This window comes from uncultured Roseibium sp. (genome assembly GCF_947496995.1).
Classification (GTDB): Bacteria; Pseudomonadota; Alphaproteobacteria; order Rhizobiales; family Stappiaceae; genus Roseibium.
Window position 1 is genome coordinate 184,224 of record NZ_CANMFD010000004.1, and the last position, 25,837, is coordinate 210,060.

Here is a 25,837-nt window from a genome sequence, read left to right on the forward strand (position 1 = left end):
ACTGGACGGACTTGGGGCAGGACTTGCCATAAAATTCACCTTGCAGGACCGCTCCGCAAGGAAAAACCGTTCAGCGCGCATTGAAGGGGCCCGCCCCCTCTGCTATTCCGCCTCCAGAAAAGAACATACGATAAGGTGCTTCCTCAGATGATCCCGCGCTACTCCCGCCCTGACATGGTCTCCATCTGGTCGCCGGAAACGAAATTCCGCATCTGGTTCGAGATCGAGGCCCATGCCTGCGACGCGTTGGCGGACCTCGGCGTCATTCCAAAGGAAGCAGCAAAGACCATCTGGGAAAAAGGCGGCAACGCGACCTTCGACATCGAGCGCATCGATGAAATCGAACGCGAAACCAAGCACGACGTCATCGCTTTTCTGACCCATCTGTCCGAGATCGTCGGCCCCGATGCCCGCTTCGTTCACCAGGGCATGACCTCGTCGGACGTTCTGGACACATGCTTCAACGTGCAGCTGGTCAAGGCCACCGATCTTCTGCTTGCCGACATGGACGCGCTGCTGGCCGCGCTCAAGCGCCGGGCGATGGAGCACAAGGACACCGTCTGCATCGGCCGCTCCCACGGCATCCACGCCGAGCCGGTCACCTTCGGCCTGAAGATGGCCGAGGCTTACGCGGAATTCGACCGCTGCAAGAAGCGCCTTCTGGCTGCCCGTGAGGAAATCGCCACCTGCGCCATTTCCGGCGCCGTCGGCACCTTCGCCAACATCGACCCGGCCGTCGAGGAACATGTCGCAAAGGCAATGGGCCTGCAGGCAGAGCCCGTCTCCACGCAGGTGATCCCGCGCGATCGCCACGCCATGTATTTCGCCACGCTCGGCGTCATCGCCTCCTCCATCGAGCGCGTGGCCACCGAAGTGCGCCACCTGCAACGCACCGAGGTTCTGGAAGCGGAGGAATTCTTCTCCAAGGGCCAGAAGGGCTCTTCGGCCATGCCGCACAAGCGCAATCCTGTGCTGACCGAAAACCTCACCGGCCTGGCACGCATCGTGCGCGGGTTCTCCATCCCGGCCATGGAAAACGTCGCCCTCTGGCACGAACGCGATATTTCGCACTCCTCAGTCGAGCGCATGATCGGCCCGGACGCTACCGTCACCCTCGACTTCGCCCTGGTCCGGCTTACCGGCGTCATCGACAAGCTGATGGTGTATCCGGAGCGGATGGTCGGCAACATGGACCGTCTCGGCGGCCTCGTGCACTCCCAGCGCATCCTGCTTGCCCTCACCCAGGCAGGCTCGTCGCGCGAGGATGCCTACCGGCTGGTCCAGCGCAACGCCATGAAGGTCTGGGACAGCTACCAGGTCGCCGGCGCCGCTTCTGTCGATTTCCTGAGCGAGCTGCTGGCCGACGAGGACGTGCGCAAGTATCTCTCCGAAGACGAAATCCGCGACCGCTTCGACCTCGGCTATCACACCAAGAATGTCGATGTGATTTTCAAGCGGGTGTTCGGGGAGGCCTGAGCGCCTTCCCCTGAGCAGCAGGAGAAGGACCGGTGAGCAGCGAAAAGTCTCTCCTGGCATGGCAGCGAATCGAGGCGCTGTTCGTGTTCTTGGGCATGCTTGTCCTCTATTACTGGAGCGCGGCTGACTGGTGGATGTTCCTGCTGCTGTTTCTGATCCCCGACCTGTCGATGCTGGGCTATCTCGCCGGTCCCCGGTTCGGTGCCTTTGCCTATAATCTTGCGCACGCTTATATCGGTCCGGCGCTGTTGCTTGGTGCGGGTGTACTCCTCACGGATTTCCTTCGGGCACCCTACGCATTTTGGGACTTCGCCCCGCTTGCCGTCATCTGGACCTCCCATATCGCCTTCGACCGGATTCTGGGCTACGGACTGAAAAGCCCGGAAGGCTTCGGGGTCACCCATCTCGGTTCCATCGGCCGCAAGGATAGCGAAACATGAAAATTGCGGTCATTTCCGACATTCACGGCAATGTGCTGGCGCTTGAGGCGGTGATCGCCGATCTCAAGACGGAGGCGCCGGATCTGATCGTCAATCTCGGCGACTGCGTTTCCGGCCCGCTCTGGCCGGAAGAAACCGCAGCGATCCTGCGTGAAACTGACTGGCCGACCGTGCGCGGCAACCATGACCGTTTCGTTCTGGACGACCCCATCGAAAAGATGGGCCCCACCGACGCTTTCGCCGCCGAACGCCTGTCGCAGGAGAGCCTGGACTGGCTGCAAACCACGCAACCGACCATTAGGCTCGAGGACGATATTTTTCTTTGCCACGGAACGCCCGACAACGATGACCGCTATCTGAGTGAAAAGGTCGAAGGACCGAAAGGCCATCTGCCGGACGAGGACACGCTCCTACGCGACCTGAAAGGCGAGACGTCGCCCATCGTCTGCTGCGGCCATACGCATATTCCACGGCTCATCCGGCTTCAGGAAACCGGTCAGATCGTGCTGAACCCCGGCAGCGTCGGCCTTCCCTCCTATGAAGACGACCACCCCTTGCGGCATGTCATGGAGACCGGCAGTCCGCACGCCCGCTACGCGCTGATGACAAACAACGGCGGGGCCTGGAACTTCCAGCACAAGATGCTCTCCTACGACTGGGATGCCGCCAGCCAGGCGGCGCTGGAAAACGGCCGCCCCGGCTGGGCACGGGCGCTGAAACACGGCTTCTACGGACCGCTTTCCTGACTGCAAACTTGCGGCTAGCTGGCAATACCGGGGAACCGGCGTGCGTGAGTAGCGTTTCCATCTGACAAGACATGGAGACACTCATGCGTATGAAAGCGCTTATCCTCAGCAGTATTATGGCAGGCGGTATTCTGTTCGCCGCACCGGCAGGCGCTTCGCCGCTTGTCCTGGCCGGCCCAGTCGCGTCCCAGAAAGCCGATGCGTCCCTGTTCGTGCAGGTGGACCAGCGGCGCGGGAATGGCAGACGCGGCTACCACAGCCAAAACGGAAAACACTATTACAACGGCCACCGCGGCCAACGCAGGCAGCGCCAGGGCTACCGGCAGTTCAACGGCTGGTGGTTCCCGCCCGCAGCCTTTTCCTTCGGGTTCGGCACCGGGCCGGCTTACGTGCAGCCCCCGCGCTATGCTCCCCCGCCGCGCTATGCCGCACCGCCGCGTCACGCCCGCGGCTACAGCCCGGCCCACTACCAGTGGTGCGACCAGCGCTACCGGTCCTACCGTGCGTCGGACAACAGCTTCCAGCCCTACAACGGCCCGCGCCGGGCCTGCGTATCGCCATACGTCCGCTGAAGGTACGGCCCTCACCTGCTGCCGCTAAAACGGCTGAAAAACCCTCAGGATCGTCATCCCGGATCCCGGCCATGCCGCGTCCGGGGAGACGACCTGAGGTTTTTGCTTTTTGAACCCGCCTTCCATCGGCTTTTGGGCTACCGGGGCTCTTGCGTTTGACAACACCGGCGATCATCTGCGAGAGAGCACCAAGGACACGTTTTGTTCGCGACAGGGAGGGTTCCCGTGAAAATCTCCGAGACCGACATTCTGCTCATCCCCGGCTATGGAAAAACGCTGCCCGGCCACTGGCTGCTGCGCTGGCGCGACAAGATGGCGACCGCACGCGTCGTCAAGCAGGCGGAGCTGCAGGTGCCAAGCAGAAAACAATGGCTGGAGACGCTGAGCGCCGAAGTGGACGCCTGCGAAAGGCCTGTCGTACTTGTGGCCCATTCTCTCGGCTGCATCCTGGTTGCCCACGCCGCCCGTGCGCTGAAGGACAGGATCGCCGGCGCCTATCTGGTCGCCCCCTCGGACTGGGACCGGGACGGACTGGTGAAAGAATTCGACGGTGGCGATTTCCGCCCCGTGCCCCTCAACCCCCTGCCGTTCCAGTCGCATCTCGTTGCCAGCCGCAACGATCCCTATTGCGACTACGAGCGGGCGCGGGAATTCGCCATGGCCTGGGGCGCCACGATCCAGGACGCGGGTCAAGCCGGTCACATCAATCTGGAAAGCGGCCACGGCCCATGGCCGGAAGGCATGATGTCCTTCGCCCATTTCATGAAGCGGCTCGGCTGAGCAAGCCTCTGCGCCGCTCCGAGAGGTACCAGGCGCTTAAGCTGAAGTGATCTCGTCCACTTCGCGCCGGGTGTTGGCGATGGAATCGGCGACGAACGACCGGTCGATGCCGTGGCTCATCAGGCAGAACCCCTGCTGAATGGCCTCTTTCACCTTGTCGGCGTTCATGCAGAAAATACCGGCAATCTTTCCGGCCTTGACCGCCTTTTCCGCGATCCCCGCACAGACTCTGGCGTTCTCCTCGCCGTTCGGGTCGAGCCGCGCACCGTTCGACAGCGAAATCGACAGATCGCTCGGCCCGACAAAAACCCCGTCGAGCTCGGCCACCGACAGGATATCGTCCAGCGCATCGATCGCTTCCTGGGTTTCGATCATCGCCAGGGAAAGCGTCTGCAAATTCGCGCCCTGACGGTACTCTTCCAGCGTCTGACCGCTGAGCATCGCTGCCCGGAAGGGCGACCAGCTCCGGTCCCCGTCCGGGGGATACTTGACGGCTCTGGCGAAGGAAACGGCGTCTTCGCGGGAATTGATCATCGGCGCGATCAGGCATTCCGCCCCCATATCGGCCAGACGGCCGGCCAGCGCATTGTCGCCAATGGGAATGCGCACGATGCGGTGCGCGCCGCCGAGGGCAGTCGCCGCCAGCGCGTCGCAGGCGGAAGCAAAATCATACATGCCGTGCTGAAGATCGATCGTCACCGCCTCATAGCCGCCGCGCGCCATCATTTCGACGAACATCGGCACGTTCAGCACGGACCAGCCGGTAATGACTGGCTTTCCGGATCGCAACTTGTCGGCAAGATTGGATTGTTCGCTCACGGGCAGCCTCCTCGGTCAGGTCAGCCATAAAACGAGCGAATGACCCTGCCCGCAAGTCCTATTGCCGCGCACCGGTACGCCTGGAGCACGCCGGACACAAAAACGCCTGCCGCAAGCGGCAGGCGTTTTGCATTTTCGTCATCGGGTTTGCGGTGCGCTCAACCCTGATTTTGAACCTGTGCGATGGCCGTATGCATCAGTTCGTCCATGGTGCGGCGAATCTGATGGTCGGACTGCTCGACGTTCTTTGCGTCGAAATCCGCACGGATCTTGCGGAAGACGTCTTCGTCGCCCGGCTCCTCGAAGTCTGCCCGCACGACTTCCTTGGCGTAATCTTCCGCCTTCTCGCCTGCATGACCCAGAAGTTCGGCAGCCCACAGGCCCAGCAGCTTGTTGCGCCGTGCTGTCGCCTTGAACCGCAGCTCCTCGTCATGCGCGAATTTGTTTTCGAACCCCTGTTCGCGCTTGTCGAATGTGCTCATAACTCATCGTCTCCTGAACCGCGCTGATGCATACACCCCTATATGGGGTCGATTTGGTCTCTTGCATATCCCCGCACGCGCCGCAAATCAACGCAGATACTGCTTCCTTGCGCCAAAAGCATAACCTCATTCATAAAATGGCGGAAAACATAAGATTGTACTTTTGTTCCGCTTCGGTTAAGTTCCGCGCCGCAAAATAGGGATTGCCGCCTGAAGGCGCCCGCCGGTTTGACAAGGACGTCCCGGTGGAAATCAGACCAGGATGCGCAAGGACCCTTCCGAAGGATTCTCTTTTAAAAGATACGGTATAGCCAATGAACCGCCGCCGCCGCATTTACGAAGGTAAGGGCAAGATTCTCTATGAAGGTCCGGAACCGGGAACGCTGGTCCAGCACTTCAAGGATGACGCGACAGCCTTCAACAACAAGAAACACGAGATTGTTGACGGCAAGGGTGTGCTCAACAACCGCATTTCCGAATTCATCTTCAACCAGCTGAACGCCATCGGCATACCGACCCATTTCATTCGCCGCATGAACATGCGCGAACAGCTGATCCGCGAAGTCGAAATCATTCCGCTGGAAGTGGTCGTGCGCAATGTCGCCGCCGGATCCATCGCCAAGCGGCTTGGCCTGGAAGAAGGCACACAGCTGCCGCGTTCCATCATCGAGTTCTATTACAAGAACGACGAGCTTGACGACCCGATGGTGGCCGAAGAGCACATCACCGCTTTCGGCTGGGCTACCCCGCAGGAGCTGGACGACATCATGGCGCTGGCGATCCGCGTCAACGATTTCCTCTCCGGCCTGTTCCTCGGTGTCGGTATCCGTCTGGTCGACTTCAAAATCGAATGCGGCCGCCTTTTCGAGGGCGACATGATGCGCATCGTCGTCGCGGACGAGATCTCCCCCGACAGTTGCCGTCTGTGGGATATCGAAACCAACGACAAGATGGACAAGGACCGCTTCCGCCGTGACATGGGTGGGATGCTGGAAGCCTATCAGGAGGTCGCCAAGCGCCTCGGCATCATGAATGTCAACGAACGGCCCGCCGGGTCCGGTCCGACACTGGTGCAGTAACGATGCAAACCCCTGCCAGGCAAAAGTTTGGCGGGGGTTTTTGCTTTCGCGCCGCTTCTTCCCTTCCAGAACCAATCATCGTGGTGTATGGAGCCAGCAGTTGCCCTGCAGCATGTTGATGGAGACAAGACCTCATGAAAGCACGTGTGATCGTCACCCTGAAAAACGGTGTTCTCGATCCTCAGGGAAAAGCCATTGAAGGCGCCCTTGGCGGCCTCGGCTTCGCCGATATCGGGTCCGTCCGCCAGGGCAAGGTCTTCGACGTCGAACTGACCGGCTCCGACAAGGACGCCGCACGGGCCGAGCTGACGAAGATGTGCGAAAAGCTGCTTGCCAACACCGTGATCGAGAACTACGCCATCGAGATCGATTGAGCGTATTATTATGGATGAAGACACGCGCAGGGCCGTAATCTTCATGGCCGCCAAGGCGGCGATCTTCATCCTCGTGCCCGCACTCGCGGCCTTGATCGCCGTTATCGTGTTGCTCTGAACGACTAGTGGGATTGCCCAATGAAAACCGCCGTCATCGTTTTCCCCGGCTCCAACCGCGACCGTGACATGTTCCATGCGCTGGAACACATCACCGGCACGCGCCCGCTCAGTGTCTGGCACACGGAAAGCACCCTGCCCGACGTCGATCTGGTGATCGTTCCGGGCGGCTTTTCCTATGGCGATTACCTGCGCTCCGGTGCGATTGCCGCCCGCTCGCCGATCCTGAAGGATCTGGTCGCCAAGGCGGACAGCGGCGTCTCGGTCTTCGGCGTATGCAACGGCTTCCAGATCCTGACGGAAGCCGGACTTCTGCCTGGCGCGCTGATGCGCAACGCGGGTCTGACCTATGTCTGCAAGGAAGTCAGGATCGAAACCGTCAACACGGCGACCCGGTTCTCCTCCAAATTCAGCAACGGCCAGGTCTGGCGCTGCCCGGTGTCCCATCACGACGGCAACTATTTCGCCGACGCCGATACGCTCAGGCGCATCGAGGATAACGGCCAGGTGGTGTTCCGCTACGCGGACGGCACGAACCCGAACGGCTCGATCAACGACATTGCCGGCATCACCAATGCAAAGGGCAACGTCCTCGGCATGATGCCGCATCCCGAAAACCTGATCGAACCCCTCCATGGGGGCCTGGACGGCAGAACCCTGTTTGAAAGCCTGCTCGACGAGGCTGCCTGAGAAAGCAAGATCAACGGGAAGCGGACATGACGGAGCTGAAACTCGAAAAGGATGCCCGGGCCCGCCTTGCCTCGCAGATCCAGCGTTTTCTGGACGAGGAACTGGACGTGGAGATCGGCAATATGGATGCCGACCGGCTGATCGACTTTCTCTCAACCTCTCTCGGCGCGCGCTTCTACAATCTTGGTCTCAACGACGCCCAGGCGCTTTTTGCCCGCAAGGCGGATGACATCAACGACGAGATCTACGCCCTGGAGCAGCCGGTCGAGGATCGCGGTTAGGACCGCCGGCGAACTGCGGCGTTCAACTCCGCGGCAGCGCGTCCTTTGCGTCAGGCTGCATGGTTTCGCCTTTGCTTGGGCGGGTAGCCGAAACGACGGGAAAAGGCCCGCGAAAACGCTGCCGGGCTTGTGAATCCGCACAGCGAGGCAACGGACTTGACCTGCAGACCGGATTCCAGCTCGGACCTGGCAATGTCCAGCCGCCAGTTGGAAAGATATCCCATGGGTGTGGTGCCGACCCGTTCCTTGAACGTGACGGCAAATTGCGTGCGGGACATCCCGGCGGTCTCCGCCAGTTTTTCAAGCGTCCAGATGTCGCCCGGCGCCTCGTGTATGGCGACAAGCGCAGCGGCGATGCGCGGATGCGCCAGACCGCTCAGCAGGCCGGTATCTGCCTTGCCCGCTTCCATGGCGTGGCGCAACAGCCGGATGACCACCACTTCGCACAGCCGCTGAAACGCCGCCTGCCCGCCGCATCTCGGCTGGGTAACCTCCTCGATCAGCGGCATGACGACCGCAGTCAGGTAGGGATCTTCAGCCAGCGGCACGGAGATGCAATCCGGCAGGGCGCTGACGAGTTGCCCGCCGACACCTGAAATGGTGATACGCGCGGAAACCAGGGGCCGTTCGTCCGGCATCGCCTCCATGTCCCGATGGACCCCGGCCTCACCATTCTTCACCGGGCTGTAAACCAGCCGCAGCGCCCGCCCTTCGTTTGCGTAAATTCTGAAATTGGCGAAGTCTTCATCAGCACTTTCGGTCAGCGTATTTGAAACGTGAACCCTGAGACGGTCGATGAGAGACGACAGCCGGTCCAGCTTGCCATTAAAGGATGTCCGATAAGGGACCAACATTTCCGTACTCCCGATCATCTTTTTAGGATGTTCCTTCTGCATTCGTTCACTACCTTAAGGCTATACGCAGGGCAATGTGAAGCCTTGCTCTCCAGCCGAATGAGGAAACACATGCTTATCCCACGCCAGCCGGTTCCCGGCCTGACCGTAGAAACCCTTTCGGGCGCTCCGTTCGACCTGTCCACAGATGCCGCGGAATTTGCAACTCTCGTCGTGTTTTATCGTGGCCTGCATTGCCCGATCTGCGCCACCTACCTGAAGGAACTTGGACGCCTCACCCCGGATTTTGCAGAAAAAGGTGTCAAGACCGTCGCAATCTCTTCCGACGACAAGGACCGCGCCCAGCAGATGGCGGACAAGGTCGGTTTCCCGGATCTGCGCTTCGGTTACGGCTTGCCGCTCTCCGTTGCAAAGGATTGGGGCCTCTTCATCTCCACCAGCCGCGGCACCACCTCGATCGGCATCGAGGAACCTGCGCTGTTTTCCGAACCCGGCGTTTTCCTGGTGAAAGCGGATGGTACCCTGTATTTCTCCGCCGTCCAGACCATGCCGTTCGTCCGTCCGCATTTCCAGGAAATGGTCGGCGCGCTCGATTTCGTTCAGAAAAACGACTACCCCGCCCGCGGTGAATATACCGGAGCGGTCTGACCCACTTCATTGACGATGACTTGGTGAATTCAAGACAAATGCCGGGCACGAACTGCAACGTGTCCGGCATTTTGATGTTTCTCCGGGTGTGCAGGCAGCTCCCGGTCCGAAGTCTCTGACATCTCGGTGTCGCGCACTTTCTACCGGAACCTTCGCCAGGTTTCACCCCGGGTATCCCAGAACGGCCTTTCAGCTTCCTGGCGTGCGGCTTCGGCGGTCAGGCCGAGATCCTCAAGCGCTGCATCCGAAAGCTCCAGCAACTGCCTTCGCGTCTGCGCGGTCCGTCTCCAGCCCGCCACCTTCCTCAACAGGAATGCGAACAGCGATCCGAAGGCCGGCACACGTGATAACCGCCGCCCTCCTATTGTCTCTATTGAACTCATCTCAACACCTCGATACGGTTACAATCGCCACAATATCGGACATTGTAGCGCTTCAATCTTATGAATTGACTCTTTTTGAGATGCAATATAGAAAATTGTCACCATGACAAATTGGCACCCTGAGATTCCCGAAGGCAAAGGTCCGCTTTACATCCGTCTGGCGGACAGGATTGCCGACGACATCGCCACCGGCGCGCTGTCCGCGGGCGCAAAACTCCCGCCGCAGCGCGATCTTGCCTATGACCTCGGCGTCACCGTCGGCACCATAGGCCGGGCCTACGCCGTGATCCGCCAGCAGGGGCTGGTGAGCGGAGAAGTCGGTCGCGGCACCTTCGTCCTCGGCAGCAGGGACGCCGCTCCGCTTCAGGAATACGGCAAACCCGACATCGGCCTCGGCGTCCAGCTGGTTGCCGACACCCGTGGGGCAGCAAACGAGTCCCCTTCCTGGGTGCGGGAGGCCACTTCCGTTCCGAAGGATACCGCTTTTGCCGGCACACGGATTTCCGTGCCTGCCCCCGGTGCCATTCGCTTCGACAGTACATCGGCCCCTGAAATCGGTCAGGCGGAGATCATCGGCCGGCTGACATCGGACATCACCCGCGACCACCCGCATGAAATCTCCAGTTATACGCGCGACGTGCCGGACAGCTGGCGCAAGGCGGGCCGGAAATGGCTGGCGCGCAGCGGCTGGGAGCCATCGGAAGGCAGTATCGTGCCGGCCACCGGCGCACAGGCGGCGATCATGGCGATCATCGCGGCAACCACCGCTCCGGGCGACCAGATCGCCTTCGAGGAACTCACCTACAGTTCGATCTCCCGCGGCGGCGCCCTGATGGGTCGGCGGCCCGTCGAGGTCGCGCGGGATGACGAAGGCCCGCTTCCCGAAGACCTGGAGCGCGTCTGCGCGCAAAAACATCCCAAGGTCCTGTTCGTGATGCCGACCATGCACAATCCGACATTGGGCCTTATGGGCGAGGCCCGGCGCCGGGACATCGCGGCAATCGCCCGGCAGAACAATCTCTGGATCATCGAGGACGAGGTCTATGGCTCCTTGCGGCAAACATCCCTGCCGCCGCTGGCCGCGCTGGCGCCGGACCGGACCTTCCATGTCGGCTCCCTGTCCAAATCGGTGACCGCCGGCGTGCGCGGCGGCTGGGTCTCCAGCCCCTTGTCCCACGCACAGCGGATCTATACGGCGCACAAGATGCTGACCGGCGGCATATCGTTCCTCCTGTCCGAACTGTCCGCCCGCCTGATCCTGTCCGGTGCGGCCGATTCCATTCGCGAAAAAATTCTCGCGGAGATTGCCGCCCGCCATGCTCTCGTCAGACAGCATCTCGGCAGCTACGAGCTGGAAGCGGCTCCCGACGCCCCGTTCCTGTGGCTGAAGGTTCCCGAGCCCTGGCTTTCGGGCACCTTCAAGGCCGCCGCTGCAAGCGCAAATGTGCTGGTCGACGACGAGGACGAGTTCAAGACCGGCCGCTCCGGCAAGGTCTACCACCGGGTCCGGATCGGCGTCACCAACCCGCTCACCCGCGAGGAAACCTCCGAGGGCCTTCAGGTCGTCCGCAATATCATGGAAGACAGCGGCGCCTGTTACGACAGTTTCGAGTGAGGCGTTCGGTGCGCCCGGCTACAAATAAAGCCCGCGCCGCTACGTACCCATTGTGAGGCGGAAACGGACGCACCATATGCTGCGAACCTGCTTCCCGGACCCCGCAAATGACCCTCTTTGAAATTCTGCTCGGACTTGTGCTTCTGGTTGCCGGCGGCGACCTTCTCGTGCGCGGTTCGGTCGGCCTTGCGCAACGCTTCGGCATGTCCGAACTGCTGATCGGCCTCGTCCTTGTCGGCTTCGGCACCTCCACGCCGGAACTGCTGACCAGTATCCTTGCCGCCCTGAACGGCTCTCCCGGCATTGCCGTCGGCAATGTCGCCGGCTCCAATATCGCCAACATCCTGCTCATACTCGGCCTGACCGCCGTGATCTGCCCCCTGCGGGTCGAACCATCGGCCCTGATGCGCGACGGCCCCGCCAACCTGCTCGCCGCCATGGCCTTTGCCGGGCTGGCGCTCACCGGCCTGATCAGCCGCGAAGCAGGCCTTGCCCTGATGGCCGCGCTTGCCGTCTATCTCGTCCTCACCTACCGCATGGAAAAGGGCCGGCACACGCCTTCGGCGGACCTGCACCGGGGCGAGGCCGAACTGATCGTTCCCAGCCCTCAGGCAACCAACCTTGCGCTCAACCTGGTCATGGCCATCGGCGGTCTCGCCATGATCCTGGGCGGAGCGCACTTTCTCGTCTCCGGTGCCATCACCCTGGCCAAGGCTGCCGGTGTCAGCGATGCCGTGATCGGTGTGACCATCGTCGCCGTCGGCACCTCCCTGCCCGAACTCGTCACCTCCGTCATTGCCGCCCTCAAGCGCCAGACCGACATTGCGCTTGGCAATATCCTCGGCTCGAACCTGTTCAACATTCTCGGCATTCTGGGTGTGACCGCGGCCATGGCCCCGCTGCCGATCCCGCCGGAGATCATGCGGCTGGATATCTGGGTGCTGCTGGCGGCCACGGTGATTCTTCTGGTCTTCGCCATGACCGGACGGCGCATCTGCCGACGCGAAGGCGCGGCCATGCTGCTGGCCTATGGCGGCTATACAGCGGTGATTCTGGCAATCGCCCTTGGATGAGCGGACCGTTTGTGGATTTTCTTTATCCGGCAAGTCTCCCCATTCGCCGGACAATCTGCTAAATGGCGGCATCACTGCCTGCCTGCGCCCGCCCGGACCGACCAAAGCGGCCAAGAACACTGGAACGACATGATCCCGAACGACATCAAGATCACGCCCGACCTGATCGCCTCCCACGGCCTGAAGCCGGACGAATATGAACGCATTCTGGAGCTGATCGGCCGCGAGCCGAGCTTCACCGAGCTTGGCATTTTCTCGGCCATGTGGAACGAGCACTGTTCCTACAAGTCCTCGAAGAAATGGCTGAAGACCCTGCCCACGGAAGGCCCCAGGGTGCTGCAGGGTCCGGGCGAGAACGCCGGTGTCGTCGATATCGGCGACGGCCAGGCGGTGGTCTTCAAGATGGAGAGCCACAACCACCCCTCCTATATCGAGCCCTATCAGGGCGCCGCGACAGGTGTCGGCGGCATCCTGCGCGATGTCTTCACCATGGGCGCGCGCCCGGTCGCTGCCATGAATGCGCTGCGCTTCGGCGCGCCGGATCATCCGCGTACCAGGCATCTCGTCTCCGGCGTCGTTGCCGGTGTCGGTGGCTACGGCAATTCCTTCGGCGTGCCGACGGTCGGCGGCGAGGTCGAGTTTCATCCCCGCTACAACGGCAACTGCCTCGTCAACGCCTTTGCCGCCGGCCTGGCACAGTCGGATGCCATCTTCCTGGCCAAGGCGGAAGGCGTCGGTCTGCCGGTCGTCTATCTGGGCGCCAAGACCGGACGCGACGGCGTCGGCGGTGCGACAATGGCCTCCGCCGAATTCGACGACACCATCGAGGAAAAGCGCCCCACCGTTCAGGTTGGCGACCCGTTCACCGAGAAATGCCTGCTGGAAGCCTGCCTTGAACTGATGCAGACGGGTGCCGTCATCGCCATTCAGGACATGGGCGCCGCCGGCCTCACCTGTTCGGCGGTCGAAATGGGCGCCAGCGGCGGTCTCGGCATCGAGCTTGACCTCGACAAGGTGCCGGTGCGCGAGGAGCGCATGAGCGCCTATGAAATGATGCTGTCGGAAAGCCAGGAGCGCATGCTCATGGTTCTGCGGCCTGAAAAGGAACAGGAAGCCGAGGCGATCTTCAAGAAATGGGGCCTCGACTTTGCGATTGTCGGCGTCACCACCGACACGCTGCGCTTCGTGGTCCGCCACCAGGGTGATGTCGTCGCCGACCTGCCGATCAAGGAACTCGGTGACGAGGCACCCGAATATGACCGTCCGTGGATCGAGCCGAAGAAACTGCCGGAGCTCTCCGCCGCCGAGGTTGCCGAGCCGGAAGACTATGCAGCGGCCCTGACAACCCTGATCGGCAGCGCCAACGGCTCTTCCCGCCGCTGGGTCTACGAGCAGTACGACACGCTGATCCAAGGCAACACGGCGGCAACGCCGGGCGGCGACGCAGGCGTTATCCGCGTGGAAGGCACGCGCAAGGGTCTGAGCTTTTCCGTCGATGTGACACCGCGCTATTGCGAGGCCGATCCCTTCGAAGGCGGCAAGCAGGCGGTCGCCGAAGTCTGGCGCAACCTGACCGCCGTCGGTTCCGAGCCGCTGGCCGCCACCGACAACCTCAATTTCGGCAACCCGGAAAAGCCTGAAATCATGGGGCAGCTGGTGTTCTGCATTAAGGGCATCGGCGAAGCCTGCCGCGAGCTCGATTTCCCCATCGTCTCCGGCAACGTGTCGCTTTATAACGAGACCCACGGCGAAGGCATCCTGCCGACCCCGGCAATCGGCGGCGTCGGCCTGCTGCCCGATGTCGGCGTGCGTGCAAACGCCGCCTTCACCCAGGACGGCGACACGATCCTCGTCATCGGAGGCTACGGCACCCATCTCGGCGCGTCGCAATATCTGGCGGAAATCCTCGGCCGTGAGGAAGGCGCCCCTCCCCCGGTCGATCTTGCAGCAGAAAAACGCCGCGGCACGCTGGTGCGCCAGTTGATCGGCGCTGCCCGCGTCACCGGCGTTCACGACGTTTCCTCCGGCGGCCTCGGCGTCGCCCTTGCGGAAATGGCGATGGCAGGCGGCATCGGCGCCACCGTCAAGGTGGAAGGCCCGGCGCACGCCGCCCTCTTCGGCGAGGACCAGGGCCGCTACGTTCTCACCGTCGCGCCGGACAAGCTGGAAGCCGTCCTGGAGGATATTATCGATGCGGGCATCGACGTGCGTCAGATCGGCACCACGGGCGGCACTGATTTGACTGTTGAGGGCATCCTCACCATATCCGTTGCAAACATGCGCAAAGCGCATGAAGATTGGTTCCCGAACTACATGGCTACAGCCTGAACGGCCTGGCCCTTCAGGAACTTTTCAAAAAAGGACGGACGCACGATGCCAATGAACGCGAATGAGATCGAAACCCTGATCAAGGAGGCGCTGCCCGACGCTCAGGTGGAGATCCGTGATCTGGCTGGTGATGGCGACCACTACGCGGCAAATGTCATCTCGGAAACATTCCGGGGCAAGAGCCGCGTCCAGCAGCACCAGCTGGTTTATGAAGCCCTGAAAGGCAATATGGGCGGCGCGTTACACGCCCTCGCCCTGCAGACAAAAGCTCCGGACTGATCCGGACGGAAACGGAACATGGTCTGGCTTGCTCTTGTCGCGACACTCCTGGTCCTTCTGATCATGGAATTTCGGATATGGCGAGCCGCTTCCAAACTGCTATATAGCGCCGCATGCACGCTTAAAGCGGCGGCCAAACACAAGGACATACGCTCATGAGCATTCAGGACTGGATCAAGAACGAAGTCGACAGCAACGACGTCGTGCTGTTCATGAAAGGCACCCCGAACTTCCCGCAGTGCGGTTTTTCCGGTCAGGTCGTGCAGATCCTCGACTATGTCGGCAGCCCGTACAAAGGCATCAACGTGCTTGAGGACGACGAACTGCGCTCGGGCATCAAGGAATTCTCCAACTGGCCGACCATTCCACAGCTCTACGTAAAGGGCGAATTCGTCGGCGGTTGCGACATCATCCGTGAAATGTTCCAGAACCAGGAACTCCAGGGCCTGTTCACCGAAAAGGGTGTCGAGACCAAACAGTCCGCCTGAGCGGACTCACTATCTCGGCTTCCGCAGCTCTGTTGAGCGCAGTGCTGATTTTGGAACCGCTCATTCATTGAAATCACTCAGTCGTTGCAGGACTTGACCCTGCAATCCATGCCGCGGCATGTGACCAGGTCAGGCCGCGGTCCGCAGCAACGGGTCTGCGTGGATGCCATGGTCGAGCCATGGATTGCAGGGTCAAGGGCATGACAAAGAAGAAGTGTTCTCAGGGGATGCAATGAAGGACGGCGGCTTACACCAAGTAACCGCTACGTCACCTGAACCCGTGGATTTTCCGATCAACGCACAGCTCCCGGCTGCCTTTATCCAATGTTGTCTCGATTCGAATCCGGCGGAATTTGGGCGTGCACTCGGCAAATTCTGCCGAATCATCTAAACTGAACGTAAGGTGAATGCGGATTTCAGGGCGAGTACAGGTGCGTTCCGCCATTCTCCGTCCATATCGAAAGGCCCTTCTGAAACCAGCGGGCCGGGAATGGGACCGGGGACGATGAACAAGAAAACGATTGCAGCCACCTCTACCTTCGCTCTGATCCTCGCCGGAATCGGATTTGCCGTGTCCGGCAGCTTTGACGCCGAGCGCGAACTCCGCCGCGTCGATTGCCGCGCCATCACCATGTTCACACCGGCCCACAACAAACCCGCCGAGGACCTTTGCGCCAATTATGGCGGCGTGGCCCTGAAGGACGCCGAGCCCAGCAAGCAGGGCCTGGTCATCCTGGTCCGCAACCAGCCGATGGGCGGCTTCGACGGTGACAAGGCGCTGCGCTAACGGCTTGACGGGCCTTTCGGCCGGATCCCCTCACCCGGTGATCGCTTTCAACTCCAGGAAATCCATCAATCCGAATTCGCCGTATTCACGGCCGTTTCCTGATTGCTTGTAGCCGCCGAAGGGCACGTCCCAGTCGGGGCCGGCGCCGTTGATATAGACACTGCCGGCGCGCAGTTTGCGCGAGACGCGTTTCGCCCGGTCAGAATCGCCGGTCTGGAGATAGGCGGCAAGGCCGTAGGGCGTGTCGTTGGCGATACGGATGGCGTCCTCCTCTGAATCGAAGGGGATCATCACCAGAACCGGGCCGAAAATCTCGTTGCGGGCAATGGACATGTCGTTATCGACATCGGCAAAGACCGTCGGTTTCACGTAATAGCCGGCTTCGAAGCCGTCCGGCTTGCCGGGACCGCCGGCGACCAGACGGGCACCGTCGGCCATGCCGCGCTCGATATGGCCCTGGATCTTCTCATACTGCAGTTCGCTGATCACCGGGCCGATATGATCGCCCTCCTCCGCCGGATCGCCGACCTTGACGCCCGCCGCAACCCCGGCCGCAAGATCCACCGCCTCCGCGTAGACGCTGCGCTCCACGAGCAGGCGCGTCGGTGCATCGCAGGACTGGCCGGTGTTGGAAAAACAGCTTTCGACCGAAAAACGGACCGCCTCTTCCAGATCCGCATCTGCGAATAGCAGGTTGGGCGACTTGCCGCCAAGCTCCAGCGCCACCCGCTTGACGCTCACCGCTGCGTTCTGCGTTACCGAGACGCCCGCCCGCGTCGAGCCGGTAAACGACATCATGTCGATATCCGCATGCTGCGCCATCGCCGTGCCGACACCGGCCCCGTCGCCGTTCACCAGATTGAAGACACCTGCCGGGCAACCGGCTTCATCAAGGATCTCCGCAAAGAGAAGCGCTGACAGCGGCGCGATTTCGCTCGGCTTCAGGACTGCCGTACAGCCGGCGGCCAGAGCCGGAGCGACCTTGGCGGCGATCTGGTTGATCGGCCAGTTCCATGGCGTGATCAGGCCGCAGACGCCGACCGGCTCGTGCCGGAGCAGGCTGCCGCCGCGCGGGCTCGGAAATTCGAAACTGTGATCCCTGAGAGCTTCCAGCGTCGCCTGCAGATGGCCGGTCCCGGCCGGTGTCTGCTGCTCGCGCGCGAAAGTCACCGGCGCGCCCATTTCCAGCCGGATCGCTTCGTTCATCTCGTCGGAGCGACGCTCGTAAACAGCGATGATCCGCTCCAGCAGCGCGGCGCGCTCCTCGACACTCGCCTCGCCCCAGGTTTCGAATGCGGTCCGGGCCGCCCCCACAGCCCTGTCGACATCGGCGGCCGTTCCCAGGGATATGACCGCGACGGGCTGCTCGGTTGCCGGGTTGATGACCTTCAGATCGTTCGGCACGACCGGTTCGACCCAGTCACCACCGATATAGAATTGCCGTTTTTCGATCATCGTCCCACCGCTTCCAGTCTGTCCTGAACTCTCTGTTCGCCGCGTTTCGGCACCACTTCATATCCGGCTTCTTCGGGCTCGTCGTCAACCATCTCCGCCGGAAAACCCGGTGCCAGCACCTCAAGGCCGGTCGCCTGCTCCAGCCGCTTGATGATGTTGGGCGAGAGTTCACGCGGCCCGAAGCGGGCAATCCCGTCGGCAAAGATTTGGTTGAGAAGCGGCGAGAGTTCCAGCGGCACCTCATGGGCTTCGGCGATCTTCTGAAACAGGCCGATGTCCTTGGCGACAAGGTCCATGGTGAAGGAGATATCCCGCGATCCGTTGAGGATCACCTGGCTTTCGGTCTCGTGGACGAAAGAATTGCCCGACGAAATCCGGATCGCTTCATAAGCGGTTGCCATGTCCATGCCCGCCGCCTTGCAGGTCACAAGCGCTTCGGCAAGCGACACCAGATTGGCGGTCGCCAGATAGTTCGTCACCACCTTCAGCACCGATGCCGAGCCGATCTCGCCGGTGTGCAACACCCTGCGGCCGAGGACCGTCAGGAACGGCAGGGCTTTCTCGAAGGTCGCCCTTGTACAGCCGGCGAAGATAGCGATATTGCCGGTCGCCGCGCGGTGACAGCCGCCGGACACCGGGCATTCGATCGCCTCGGCACCCGTCGCGATGACGCGCTCCGCAAGCCGCTTGATCTCGCCGGCATCCGTGGTCGACATCTCCGCCCAGATGCGGCCGGGCCCGATGCCTTCCAGAATCCCGTCCGGCCCCTCGACCACCGAAGCGCAGGCGGCCGGGCTCGGCAGGCAGGTGATGACAACATCGCAGGTCTCCGCCAGTTGCTTCGGGCTTGTTCCACGCTCCGCCCCCATGGCTACAAAAGTCTCGACCAGTTCCTGATCAAGGTCATGAACGGTCAACTCAAAACCGTTGCGCAGAATACTTCCGGCAAGTTTGCCGCCGACATTTCCCAGACCGATGAACCCGACACGCATGGAGAGCGCCTTTCCTGAATGAGGATAAAGAAGGCCCAAGTCTGCGTCTCGTCAAAGCCGAAGAGAAACGATATAATCAGATGCGATTACACGAAATTTTTTATGAATGGATCGCAATGAAGTCGCTTCCAAATCTTCTCTGGCTGCGGAGCTTCGAAGCGGCCAGCCGCCTGGGCAGTTTCACCGCGGCAGGAGGCGAACTCGGGCTGACGCAGGCCGCCGTCAGCACTCACATCAGCGCGCTGGAAACCCAGCTCGGTCATCAGCTCTTTGAACGCACCACCCGCAAGGTGGACCTGACGGCCAGCGGCCGGGCCTATCTGCCCTCCGTGCGCAAGGCTCTTCAGGATCTGGCGCTGTCGACGGAAGGGCTGTTCGGCAATCGCACGGCCGGAACCGTGACGATCCGCGCGCCGATCTCAGAAGCCGCGCTGATCATTGCGCCCGCGCTGGCTGACTTCCAGCTCCGGCACCCGGAACTCCGGATCCGGCTGCTCTCGGCCATCTGGGCGGATACGGTTCTGGAAAGCGGCATCGACATCGAAATCCGCCTGGGCACCGGCTCCTGGCCGGGCGCGCATGCGGAACCTCTGGGCACCGAGGTTGTCGTGCCGGTCTGTGCGCCGGACCTTGCGGCGGCGATCCGGAACCCGCGCCAGCTGCTGGAGCACCCGCGCATTCACATCCTCGGGTTCGACGATCACTGGCCACGGTTTTTCGAAACCACCGGCCTGCCCGACCAAGCCATACAGTCAGGCGTTACGGTCGACACCTCGCTGGCCGCAGTTGAACTCGCGGCAGCGCGCGGCGGCACCGCCCTCCTGCTTGGAAAGATCGCATTGAGGCTGACGGAAACCGGCCGGCTTGCCAGTCCGTTGGACCTCGAAATCCCCTCCATGCAGACGCATTTTCTCCTGATGCGGGACAATGCCCCCGCTCCGAAAGCGGCAACAGGAATGGTGGAGGCCTGGCTCAGGGACTTGTTTGCGTGAGTGGCCGGCGTCGCGAAGGTCACATGAGAATTTCGTTATCGCAGTCCCGGCCTTGAGCCGGGACCCGCATGTAATCCCCCAAAAAGGTCCCGGCTCAAGGCCGGGACGGCGCGGCGCGGGGAAAAGAGATCACTCCGCCGCGAACAGCTTCGCGGTCATGGCAAGGCTCGCCCCGCAGGGTTCTTCAGCTTCGCCTTCGTCCGGGACTTCTTCCCCGTCTGCCGGACGCAGATTGACGAAATCGTAGAGCGACCGGTCGAGCAGATGGGACGGCCGCGAGTTGCCCAGCGCCCGGGCCATGATGCCGAGCCGGCCGGGCGTCTCCTTTTCCCAGGTCTGCAGCAGACGCTTGACTTCGTCGCGCTGCAGCCCGTCCTGCGAGCCGCAAAGATTGCAGGGAATGATCGGGAAACGCATGCCTGTGGCGAACCTGGCGATATCGTTTTCCGCAGCATAAGCGAGCGGACGCAGCACCAGGAGATCGCCCTCGTCATTGATCAGTTTCGGCGGCATGGAGGCCAGGCGCCCGCCATGGAAGAGATTCATGAAGAACGTCTCCAGAATGTCCTCGCGGTGATGGCCGAGCACGATCGCCTCGCAGCCCTGTTCGCGCGCCACCCGGTACAATATCCCGCGCCGCAGACGCGAGCACAGCGAACAATAGGTGCGGTGTGCCGGGATCTTTTCGGTGACGACGGAATAGGTATCTTGACGCACGATGACATGCTTGATGCCGTTTTCCTCGAAGAACTCCGGCAGGACATGCGCCGGGAACCCCGGCTGCGCCTGATCGAGATTGCAGGCGATCAGCTCCACCGGAAGCAACCCGCGCCATTGCAGCTCGACCAGCACCGCCAGCAGCGTGTAACTGTCCTTGCCGCCGGACAGGCAAACGAGCCACTTCGGCCGGTTTTCTTCCGAAGCACTCTCCGGCAGCATGCCGAAATCGCCGATGGCTTCCCGCACCTGCCTGAGCAGCCGCTTGCGCAACTTCTTGAACTCCACGCTGGACGGCGCATTTCTCAAGAGCGCGGGCACATCGATGGCGGAGCTGTCTGCAATGTCGTTCATGGTCGAGGCTCGGCGGCTTTGCGGGGTGTCCGGTGGTGTTGCTGACATAGCGGATCGGGCACATGGGGAAAAGCGAAAAGCAATTCTGGCGAAAAACACCGGCGCAGATCCCCGGATACGAAAGTCCGCGCGTCGCGCGATGGCCTCAAACCACAACACGGACCACTGGCCCCATGGACCGAACTTTGGCACAGTCGCCGCCGGTCAGCACACGGTCGGGAGATCCGGAAAGTGAAAACCCAATATGTGGAACTGGTGGACGCGATCGCGACCCAGGGCAGCCTCGCTGCCGCGGCGAAGGCGCTGAACAAGTCACAGCCGGCGATCACCAAGGCGCTCAAGAAGGTGGAAGGCGAACTCGGAGTGGTGCTCTTTCACAGGGTGCCGAGCGGGATCGTGCCGACGCTGGAAGGACTGCCCGTCATCGAACGCTGCCAGCGGATCAGGCGTGACCTTCAGAAGCTGACAGAGGGTGTCGCCCAGGCGCGCGGCGACTTCGTCGGGTCGATATCCGTGGTGGTCTCGCCCCTCGCCGCGCTGAAGATCGTGCCGCCGGTGACGCGCAGGTTCCAGAGCCGGTTTCCAGGCATAGAACTGAGCATAACAGGCGGTCATGCGCCCAGAGCGTTTCGCGGGCTGCGGTCGGGCGAGGCGGATTTTGTCATCGGTCCGGCCCCCGACCCTGCATCGAAGACCGGACTGCATGTCGAACAACTGCTGACAACCTCGATCACCTTCCTGACCGGCGCGCACTCGCCCCTCAGGGAGCTCCACCGGCCCGAGGACCTGCTGGCGGCTCGCTGGGCCGTGATCGGACCGCGCAGCCGTCCGCCGCTCTTCAAGGACTATTTCAGGCATCACGGCCTCGAGGGACCGGAACCGGTCATCCGGTCGGATTCCATCATGAGCATTCTTGCCATACTCGAATGTTCGGATGTCATCTGCTCGTTCCCGTCGGTGATCGCCGATGATGTCGTCAAACGCTGGGACGTGACGGCGTTGCCCGTGGACCTGAGCATGCTGCAGGTCGATATCGCACTCACCTGGACCCGGGAAAAGCTGCTGACACCGGTCGCCCTCGCCTTTGCGGATATCGTCCGCGAAGAAGGCCGGACGCTGTGTGCCGAGACATAACCTGAAGTTATGTCCATGAGATAACGTTAATTGAGAGATATACCTTCAGGTGGTAGCATTCTCGCCAAGAATGCCGGTCAACCGGCGCTTCGGGAGGGAACCGCTTGAACATCCTGTTCATCATGTATGACCAGCTCCGTTTCGATTATCTGAGCTGTGCCGGTCATCCGCATCTTGAAACACCCAATTTCGACCGGGTCGCGGCCATGGGCGTGCGCTTCACCAACGCCTATGTGCAATCACCCGTGTGCGGTGCCAGCCGGATGAGTTTCTACACCGGGCGCTACGCGTCTTCCCATGGCGCCCAGTGGAACGGCTTTCCCCTGCGGGTCGGCGAACACACCCTCGGAGACCACTTGCGCAAGGCCGGAATGGGGTGCTGGCTGATCGGCAAGACCCACATGAAGGCCGATGCGGAAGGCATGGCCCGGCTCGGCCTCGCGCCCGACAGCGTCATCGGCGCGCGCCAGGCCGAATGCGGTTTCGACGTGTGGATCCGCGATGACGGGCTCTGGGGCGAAGGGCCGGACGGCTTTTACGACGAAAAGCGCTCTCCCTATAACGAGTATCTGAAGTCGAAGGGCTATTGCGGCGACAATCCCTGGGCGGATTTTGCAAACGCCGGGATCGAGGACGGCCAGAAGGCCTCCGGCTGGATGTTCGACAATGCCGACAAGCCGGCGAACATTCGCGAGGAGGACAGCGAGACCCCGTGGCTGACGTCGCGCACGATCGAGTTCATCGATCAGGCCGAAGCCCCCTGGTGCGCCCACGTCAGTTACATCAAGCCGCACTGGCCCTATATCGTTCCCGCGCCCTACCATGCCCTCTACGGACCGAACCATGTGCCGGCGGCTGTGCGTGCCCATGTCGAGCGCGAGGACGCACATCCCGTCTATGACGCCTTCATGAGCAACAGGATCGCGGCGGCGTTTCAGCAGGAAGAGGTGCGCGGCAAGGTCATCCCGGCCTACATGGGCCTGATCAAGCAGTGCGACGACCAGCTCGGCAGATTGCTGGACCACCTGGAGGCCACCGGTCGGATGAAGGACACGATGATCGTGCTCACCTCCGATCACGGCGACTACCTCGGCGATCACTGGCTGGGCGAGAAGGACCTGTTTCATGAGCCCTCGGTGAAGGTTCCGATGATCGTCTACGATCCGCGGGCTCAGGCAGACCCGACACGAGGCACCACCTGTGACGCACTGGTGGAATCCATCGACCTCGCGCCGACGTTCCTCGAGGCCGCAGGCGGCCGGGCGGCCGATCATATTCTGGAAGGCCGCAGCCTGTCTCCGTGGCTGCGCGGCGAGACGCCCGACTGGCGCGGCTTTGTGGTCAGCGAATACGATTATTCCGTCACACCGATGTGCAAGGCCCTTGGCGTTTCTTCCCGCGACGCCCGGCTCTTCATGGTGTTCGACGGCCGCTACAAGCTCATCCATGCCGAAGGCGGCTTCCGCCCGATGCTGTTCGATCTGGTCTCCGACCCCGAGGAATTCCACGATCTTGCCAAGGCCGGCGCGCACACGGCGGAGATCGACCGGCTCTATGATTGTCTTGGCCGCTGGGGCCGGCGCATGTCGCAGCGGGTGACCAGATCGGAAGACGACATTGCCGCCATGCGCGGCCGCTCGATACGGCGCGGCATCCTGCCCTTCCTCAAGGACGGGTCGGAGGTCCCTGAGGAGTTGACCGGAGCCTATCGCGGCGCAGTCGCGCAAGACCACACCTCAGACACCCCCAAGGAAGGCCTCTGACATGGCCGCCGGGACCGGAGCCGCCCCCGCCTCTTCGGCAGACACACGGATCGCCGATATCCTCGCGGTGCTTTTCGTCGGCGTCATCGTCGTCTATGCAGCCTCCGGCCCGGTCACCGATCTGGTGCGCTGGCTCGTCGAAACCACGACGCAGGGGTTCGAGGACCTGTCCCGCCGCGACCAGCGCGTCCTCATGCGCGAACACTGGCTGGGCGCAGGCTACCGAGCCTTCGAGCGGTCCTTCCTCCTGCCGACCGGCCTGATCATCGGTCTGCCGATCGTGTTTTCCTTCGCGATTTCGCTGTTGACCCTCCACAAGGGGAAACACGGACGCCTGATCAACTGGGTGCTGACGCTGCTGGCGCTTGCCGCCTACATCTCCTGGATGGTCAAGATTTTCGCCACCGACGGCGGCGCCCTGCCCTCGGCCAGCCCCATCGACTTCGTGATGTTCCCGCTCGCGACCGCGATCACCCTCTATCTGACCTGGCGTCTGTTCGGCGGCTTTATCGTCGCCTTCTGCCTTTTCTGGGTCATCTACTTCTTTATCCGCGGCTACATGCCCGCCTGGACCGGCATTCTCGCCGGATCGGACTCGACCTTTGCCCAGAGCCTGCGAGCCATGGTGCTGAATTTCTGGGCGCAGACCGGCGGCCAGTTCGGCCAGCCCCTGCAGGTCGTCTCCGGCAGCGTGCTGATCTTCATCGTCTTCGGCGCCGTGATGATGGCCTCCGGCGCAGGCGATCTCCTGATGAAGATCGCCAACAGGCTGACCGGCGGAATGGTCGGCGGCGCGGCGCATGCGGCGGTGGCGTCCTCGGCCCTGTTCGGCACTTTGTCAGGCGCGGCGATCTCCAATGTGGTCTCCACCGGCGTGATGACCATTCCGGTGATCAAGAAGTCCGGCTTCAAGCCCGCCTTCGCCGGTGCGGTCGAGGCTGCCGCCTCCACCGGCGGCCAGGTCATGCCCCCGGTCATGGGGGTGGTGGCCTTCTTCGTCGCCGGCCAGATCGGCCTAGAATACCGCTACATCGTCGTCGCGGCCATTGCGCCCGCGATCATGTATTACTTCGCCACGTTCCTGGCGGTCTATTTCGAGGCCCGCCGCCATGGCATCGGTGCCCTGCCCAAAGATCAGCGCCCGCCCCTGACCGGCAAGGACTGGGTTCAGTGCCTCGTCTTTGTCGTGCCCCTGGGAGTGCTGACATATTTCCTGTTCAGCCAGCCGTCCGTCCCCAAGGCCGGGTTTTACGGATTTCTCGCCGCCATCGTATCGTCGCTGATCCTGTTCCGCGAATTCCGCTCGGGGCCGCGCATCTGGCGGGCCTTCGTCAACGCCGGACGGATGGCGGCCACCATCGTGGTGATCGTCACCGCCATCGGCCTGATCGTCGGCCTGATCCAGGTTTCGGGCTTTGCCGGACGTCTCGCGCTGCTGCTGACCCAGCTTGCCGACGGTCCCCTGCCCATCGTGCTGCTGGTCGTTGCCTTCGGCGCCATCGTTCTGGGCATGGGCCTGCCGCCCGGCGCGACCTACTTCATCATCGTCATCGCGCTGTCCTCGGGCATCGACGCGGTCGGGGTTCCGCTGTTGACCCTGCACCTGTTCGTCGTCTTCTTCGCCGTCATGTCGACGGTGACGCCGCCGGTTGCCCTTGCCGCCTTTGCCGCGGCGCCGATTGCCGGAGCGGATCCGATCCGCACCGGCTTTCAGGCGGCCAGGATCGGCATCGCCGGGTTCCTGATACCGTTCATCTTCGTCTATCACCCGGCGGTTCTCTACAAGCTCCAGGTGCTGTTCATCTGGTTCGGCACCGGCGCACCGGACAGCAGCGCCATGCCCGACATCTCCACGGTGTCCTGGGCGGGTTTCTTCTGGATCCTTGCCGCCTACGTGCTGGCCATGTGGGCCGTGAGCTCGGCGCTCGCAGGGTTTGACCGCGGCCGTATGGGCGCTGCCGAAAGAATCCTGCGGATCGGTCTCGGCCTGCTGGTGCTGGTTCCCGACGTCTGGGTGGCAGGACCTGCATGCGGGCTGCTTCTGGCGGCTCTTGCCGCCCACATCATCGTACACCGCCGGGAGACGGTAACGGCCCCCGGCAATGTGCCGGCAAGCTGA

Annotated in this window: 28 protein-coding genes; 21 read left to right on the forward strand and 7 right to left on the reverse strand. The window is 62.2% G+C overall.

Annotated elements, in window-relative coordinates; translation table 11 throughout:
- Positions 1-147: 147 nt before the first annotated feature.
- The 5 genes from purB (at position 148) to Q1B40_RS16885 (ending at position 4,014) form a co-directional block, all read left to right on the forward strand.
- Positions 148-1,476 (forward strand): adenylosuccinate lyase, encoded by a 1,329-nt coding sequence (gene purB, locus Q1B40_RS16865; protein ID WP_299816896.1) that lies wholly within the window; start codon positions 148-150, stop codon positions 1,474-1,476.
- Positions 1,477-1,508: 32 nt separating this feature from the next.
- Positions 1,509-1,916, forward strand: coding sequence for a DUF4260 domain-containing protein (locus tag Q1B40_RS16870; RefSeq protein ID WP_299816898.1), 408 nt, complete (start codon positions 1,509-1,511; stop codon positions 1,914-1,916).
- Positions 1,913-2,662 (forward strand): metallophosphoesterase family protein, encoded by a 750-nt coding sequence (locus Q1B40_RS16875; protein WP_299816900.1) that lies wholly within the window; start codon positions 1,913-1,915, stop codon positions 2,660-2,662. Before Q1B40_RS16870 ends, Q1B40_RS16875 begins: the two co-directional genes overlap by 4 nt.
- 83 nt (positions 2,663-2,745) lie before the next feature.
- The gene (locus tag Q1B40_RS16880; protein WP_299816902.1) at positions 2,746-3,234 is read left to right on the forward strand and encodes a BA14K family protein; all 489 of its coding nucleotides are present in this window, start codon (positions 2,746-2,748) and stop codon (positions 3,232-3,234) included.
- A 225-nt stretch (positions 3,235-3,459) separates the two neighbouring features.
- The gene (locus Q1B40_RS16885; RefSeq protein ID WP_299816905.1) at positions 3,460-4,014 is read left to right on the forward strand and encodes an alpha/beta fold hydrolase; all 555 of its coding nucleotides are present in this window, start codon (positions 3,460-3,462) and stop codon (positions 4,012-4,014) included.
- 36 nt (positions 4,015-4,050) lie between these two features.
- Here the strand turns inward: Q1B40_RS16885 and Q1B40_RS16890 are convergent, their stop codons facing one another.
- Complete coding sequence (locus tag Q1B40_RS16890; RefSeq protein WP_299816907.1) at positions 4,051-4,833, reverse strand: aldolase/citrate lyase family protein; 783 nt, start codon at positions 4,831-4,833, stop codon at positions 4,051-4,053.
- A 158-nt stretch (positions 4,834-4,991) separates the two neighbouring features.
- Entirely contained in the window at positions 4,992-5,315 is a 324-nt protein-coding gene (locus Q1B40_RS16895; RefSeq protein WP_299816909.1) for a DUF1476 domain-containing protein, read from the reverse strand.
- A gap of 314 nt (positions 5,316-5,629) precedes the next feature.
- On the opposite strand from Q1B40_RS16895, the gene purC reads away from it, so the two are divergent.
- The 5 genes from purC (at position 5,630) to Q1B40_RS16920 (ending at position 7,856) form a co-directional block, all read left to right on the forward strand.
- A complete protein-coding gene (purC, locus tag Q1B40_RS16900) occupies positions 5,630-6,394 on the forward strand; it encodes a phosphoribosylaminoimidazolesuccinocarboxamide synthase (protein WP_299816911.1) in 765 nt (254 codons plus the stop codon).
- A 134-nt stretch (positions 6,395-6,528) separates the two neighbouring features.
- Positions 6,529-6,768, forward strand: a complete 240-nt coding sequence (gene purS, locus Q1B40_RS16905; RefSeq protein ID WP_299816914.1) for a phosphoribosylformylglycinamidine synthase subunit PurS — start codon at positions 6,529-6,531, stop codon at positions 6,766-6,768.
- Positions 6,769-6,778: 10 nt separating this feature from the next.
- Positions 6,779-6,886 carry a phosphoribosylformylglycinamidine synthase-associated small membrane protein gene (locus tag Q1B40_RS16910; protein WP_299816916.1) on the forward strand — a complete coding sequence of 36 codons (108 nt, stop codon included), beginning with the start codon at positions 6,779-6,781 and terminating at the stop codon, positions 6,884-6,886.
- Positions 6,887-6,906: 20 nt separating this feature from the next.
- Positions 6,907-7,575, forward strand: coding sequence for a phosphoribosylformylglycinamidine synthase subunit PurQ (purQ, locus tag Q1B40_RS16915; protein WP_299816918.1), 669 nt, complete (start codon positions 6,907-6,909; stop codon positions 7,573-7,575).
- A gap of 26 nt (positions 7,576-7,601) precedes the next feature.
- Entirely contained in the window at positions 7,602-7,856 is a 255-nt protein-coding gene (locus Q1B40_RS16920) for a DUF2164 domain-containing protein (RefSeq protein ID WP_299816920.1), read from the forward strand.
- 50 nt (positions 7,857-7,906) lie between these two features.
- On the opposite strand, the gene Q1B40_RS16925 is transcribed toward Q1B40_RS16920, so the two are convergent.
- Positions 7,907-8,710: a helix-turn-helix domain-containing protein gene (locus tag Q1B40_RS16925; protein ID WP_299816922.1), complete on the reverse strand. Its 804-nt coding sequence runs from the start codon at positions 8,708-8,710 to the stop codon at positions 7,907-7,909.
- 111 nt (positions 8,711-8,821) lie between these two features.
- Between Q1B40_RS16925 and Q1B40_RS16930 the strand changes: the two genes are divergently transcribed.
- Positions 8,822-9,358 carry a peroxiredoxin-like family protein gene (locus Q1B40_RS16930; protein ID WP_299816924.1) on the forward strand — a complete coding sequence of 179 codons (537 nt, stop codon included), beginning with the start codon at positions 8,822-8,824 and terminating at the stop codon, positions 9,356-9,358.
- A gap of 140 nt (positions 9,359-9,498) precedes the next feature.
- Here Q1B40_RS16930 and Q1B40_RS16935 read toward each other — a convergent pair whose 3' ends face one another.
- Positions 9,499-9,741, reverse strand: coding sequence for a DUF1127 domain-containing protein (locus Q1B40_RS16935; protein ID WP_299816926.1), 243 nt, complete (start codon positions 9,739-9,741; stop codon positions 9,499-9,501).
- A gap of 103 nt (positions 9,742-9,844) precedes the next feature.
- Here Q1B40_RS16935 and Q1B40_RS16940 point away from each other — a divergent pair, with 103 nt between their 5' ends.
- From Q1B40_RS16940 to Q1B40_RS16965, 6 genes are all read left to right on the forward strand, one after another.
- Entirely contained in the window at positions 9,845-11,356 is a 1,512-nt protein-coding gene (locus tag Q1B40_RS16940; RefSeq protein ID WP_299816928.1) for a PLP-dependent aminotransferase family protein, read from the forward strand.
- 107 nt (positions 11,357-11,463) lie between these two features.
- Positions 11,464-12,429 (forward strand): calcium/sodium antiporter, encoded by a 966-nt coding sequence (locus Q1B40_RS16945; RefSeq protein WP_299816930.1) that lies wholly within the window; start codon positions 11,464-11,466, stop codon positions 12,427-12,429.
- Positions 12,430-12,558: 129 nt separating this feature from the next.
- Entirely contained in the window at positions 12,559-14,757 is a 2,199-nt protein-coding gene (gene purL, locus Q1B40_RS16950; protein WP_299816932.1) for a phosphoribosylformylglycinamidine synthase subunit PurL, read from the forward strand.
- A 45-nt stretch (positions 14,758-14,802) separates the two neighbouring features.
- Positions 14,803-15,036, forward strand: coding sequence for a BolA family protein (locus Q1B40_RS16955; RefSeq protein WP_299816934.1), 234 nt, complete (start codon positions 14,803-14,805; stop codon positions 15,034-15,036).
- A 155-nt stretch (positions 15,037-15,191) separates the two neighbouring features.
- The gene (gene grxD, locus Q1B40_RS16960) at positions 15,192-15,524 is read left to right on the forward strand and encodes a Grx4 family monothiol glutaredoxin (protein WP_299816936.1); all 333 of its coding nucleotides are present in this window, start codon (positions 15,192-15,194) and stop codon (positions 15,522-15,524) included.
- Between the two features lie 505 nt (positions 15,525-16,029).
- Complete coding sequence (locus Q1B40_RS16965) at positions 16,030-16,311, forward strand: antitermination protein (RefSeq protein WP_299816938.1); 282 nt, start codon at positions 16,030-16,032, stop codon at positions 16,309-16,311.
- Positions 16,312-16,341: 30 nt separating this feature from the next.
- On the opposite strand, the gene Q1B40_RS16970 is transcribed toward Q1B40_RS16965, so the two are convergent.
- Together Q1B40_RS16970 and Q1B40_RS16975 are read right to left on the reverse strand one after the other, a co-directional pair.
- Positions 16,342-17,766, reverse strand: coding sequence for an aldehyde dehydrogenase family protein (locus tag Q1B40_RS16970; protein WP_299816940.1), 1,425 nt, complete (start codon positions 17,764-17,766; stop codon positions 16,342-16,344).
- On the reverse strand, positions 17,763-18,758 hold the full coding sequence (locus Q1B40_RS16975) for an NAD(P)-dependent oxidoreductase (RefSeq protein WP_299816942.1): 996 nt from the start codon (positions 18,756-18,758) through the stop codon (positions 17,763-17,765). Before Q1B40_RS16975 ends, Q1B40_RS16970 begins: the two co-directional genes overlap by 4 nt.
- Positions 18,759-18,874: 116 nt before the next feature.
- Here Q1B40_RS16975 and Q1B40_RS16980 point away from each other — a divergent pair, with 116 nt between their 5' ends.
- Complete coding sequence (locus tag Q1B40_RS16980) at positions 18,875-19,750, forward strand: LysR substrate-binding domain-containing protein (protein ID WP_299816943.1); 876 nt, start codon at positions 18,875-18,877, stop codon at positions 19,748-19,750.
- 129 nt (positions 19,751-19,879) lie between these two features.
- Here Q1B40_RS16980 and ttcA read toward each other — a convergent pair whose 3' ends face one another.
- Complete coding sequence (gene ttcA, locus Q1B40_RS16985) at positions 19,880-20,821, reverse strand: tRNA 2-thiocytidine(32) synthetase TtcA (protein WP_299816944.1); 942 nt, start codon at positions 20,819-20,821, stop codon at positions 19,880-19,882.
- Positions 20,822-21,052: 231 nt separating this feature from the next.
- On the opposite strand from ttcA, the gene Q1B40_RS16990 reads away from it, so the two are divergent.
- From Q1B40_RS16990 to Q1B40_RS17000, 3 genes are all read left to right on the forward strand, one after another.
- Positions 21,053-21,955 (forward strand): LysR family transcriptional regulator, encoded by a 903-nt coding sequence (locus Q1B40_RS16990; protein WP_299816945.1) that lies wholly within the window; start codon positions 21,053-21,055, stop codon positions 21,953-21,955.
- A gap of 104 nt (positions 21,956-22,059) precedes the next feature.
- Positions 22,060-23,718, forward strand: coding sequence for a sulfatase-like hydrolase/transferase (locus Q1B40_RS16995; RefSeq protein ID WP_299816946.1), 1,659 nt, complete (start codon positions 22,060-22,062; stop codon positions 23,716-23,718).
- Position 23,719: 1 nt separating this feature from the next.
- Positions 23,720-25,837 carry a TRAP transporter fused permease subunit gene (locus Q1B40_RS17000; protein ID WP_299816948.1) on the forward strand — a complete coding sequence of 706 codons (2,118 nt, stop codon included), beginning with the start codon at positions 23,720-23,722 and terminating at the stop codon, positions 25,835-25,837.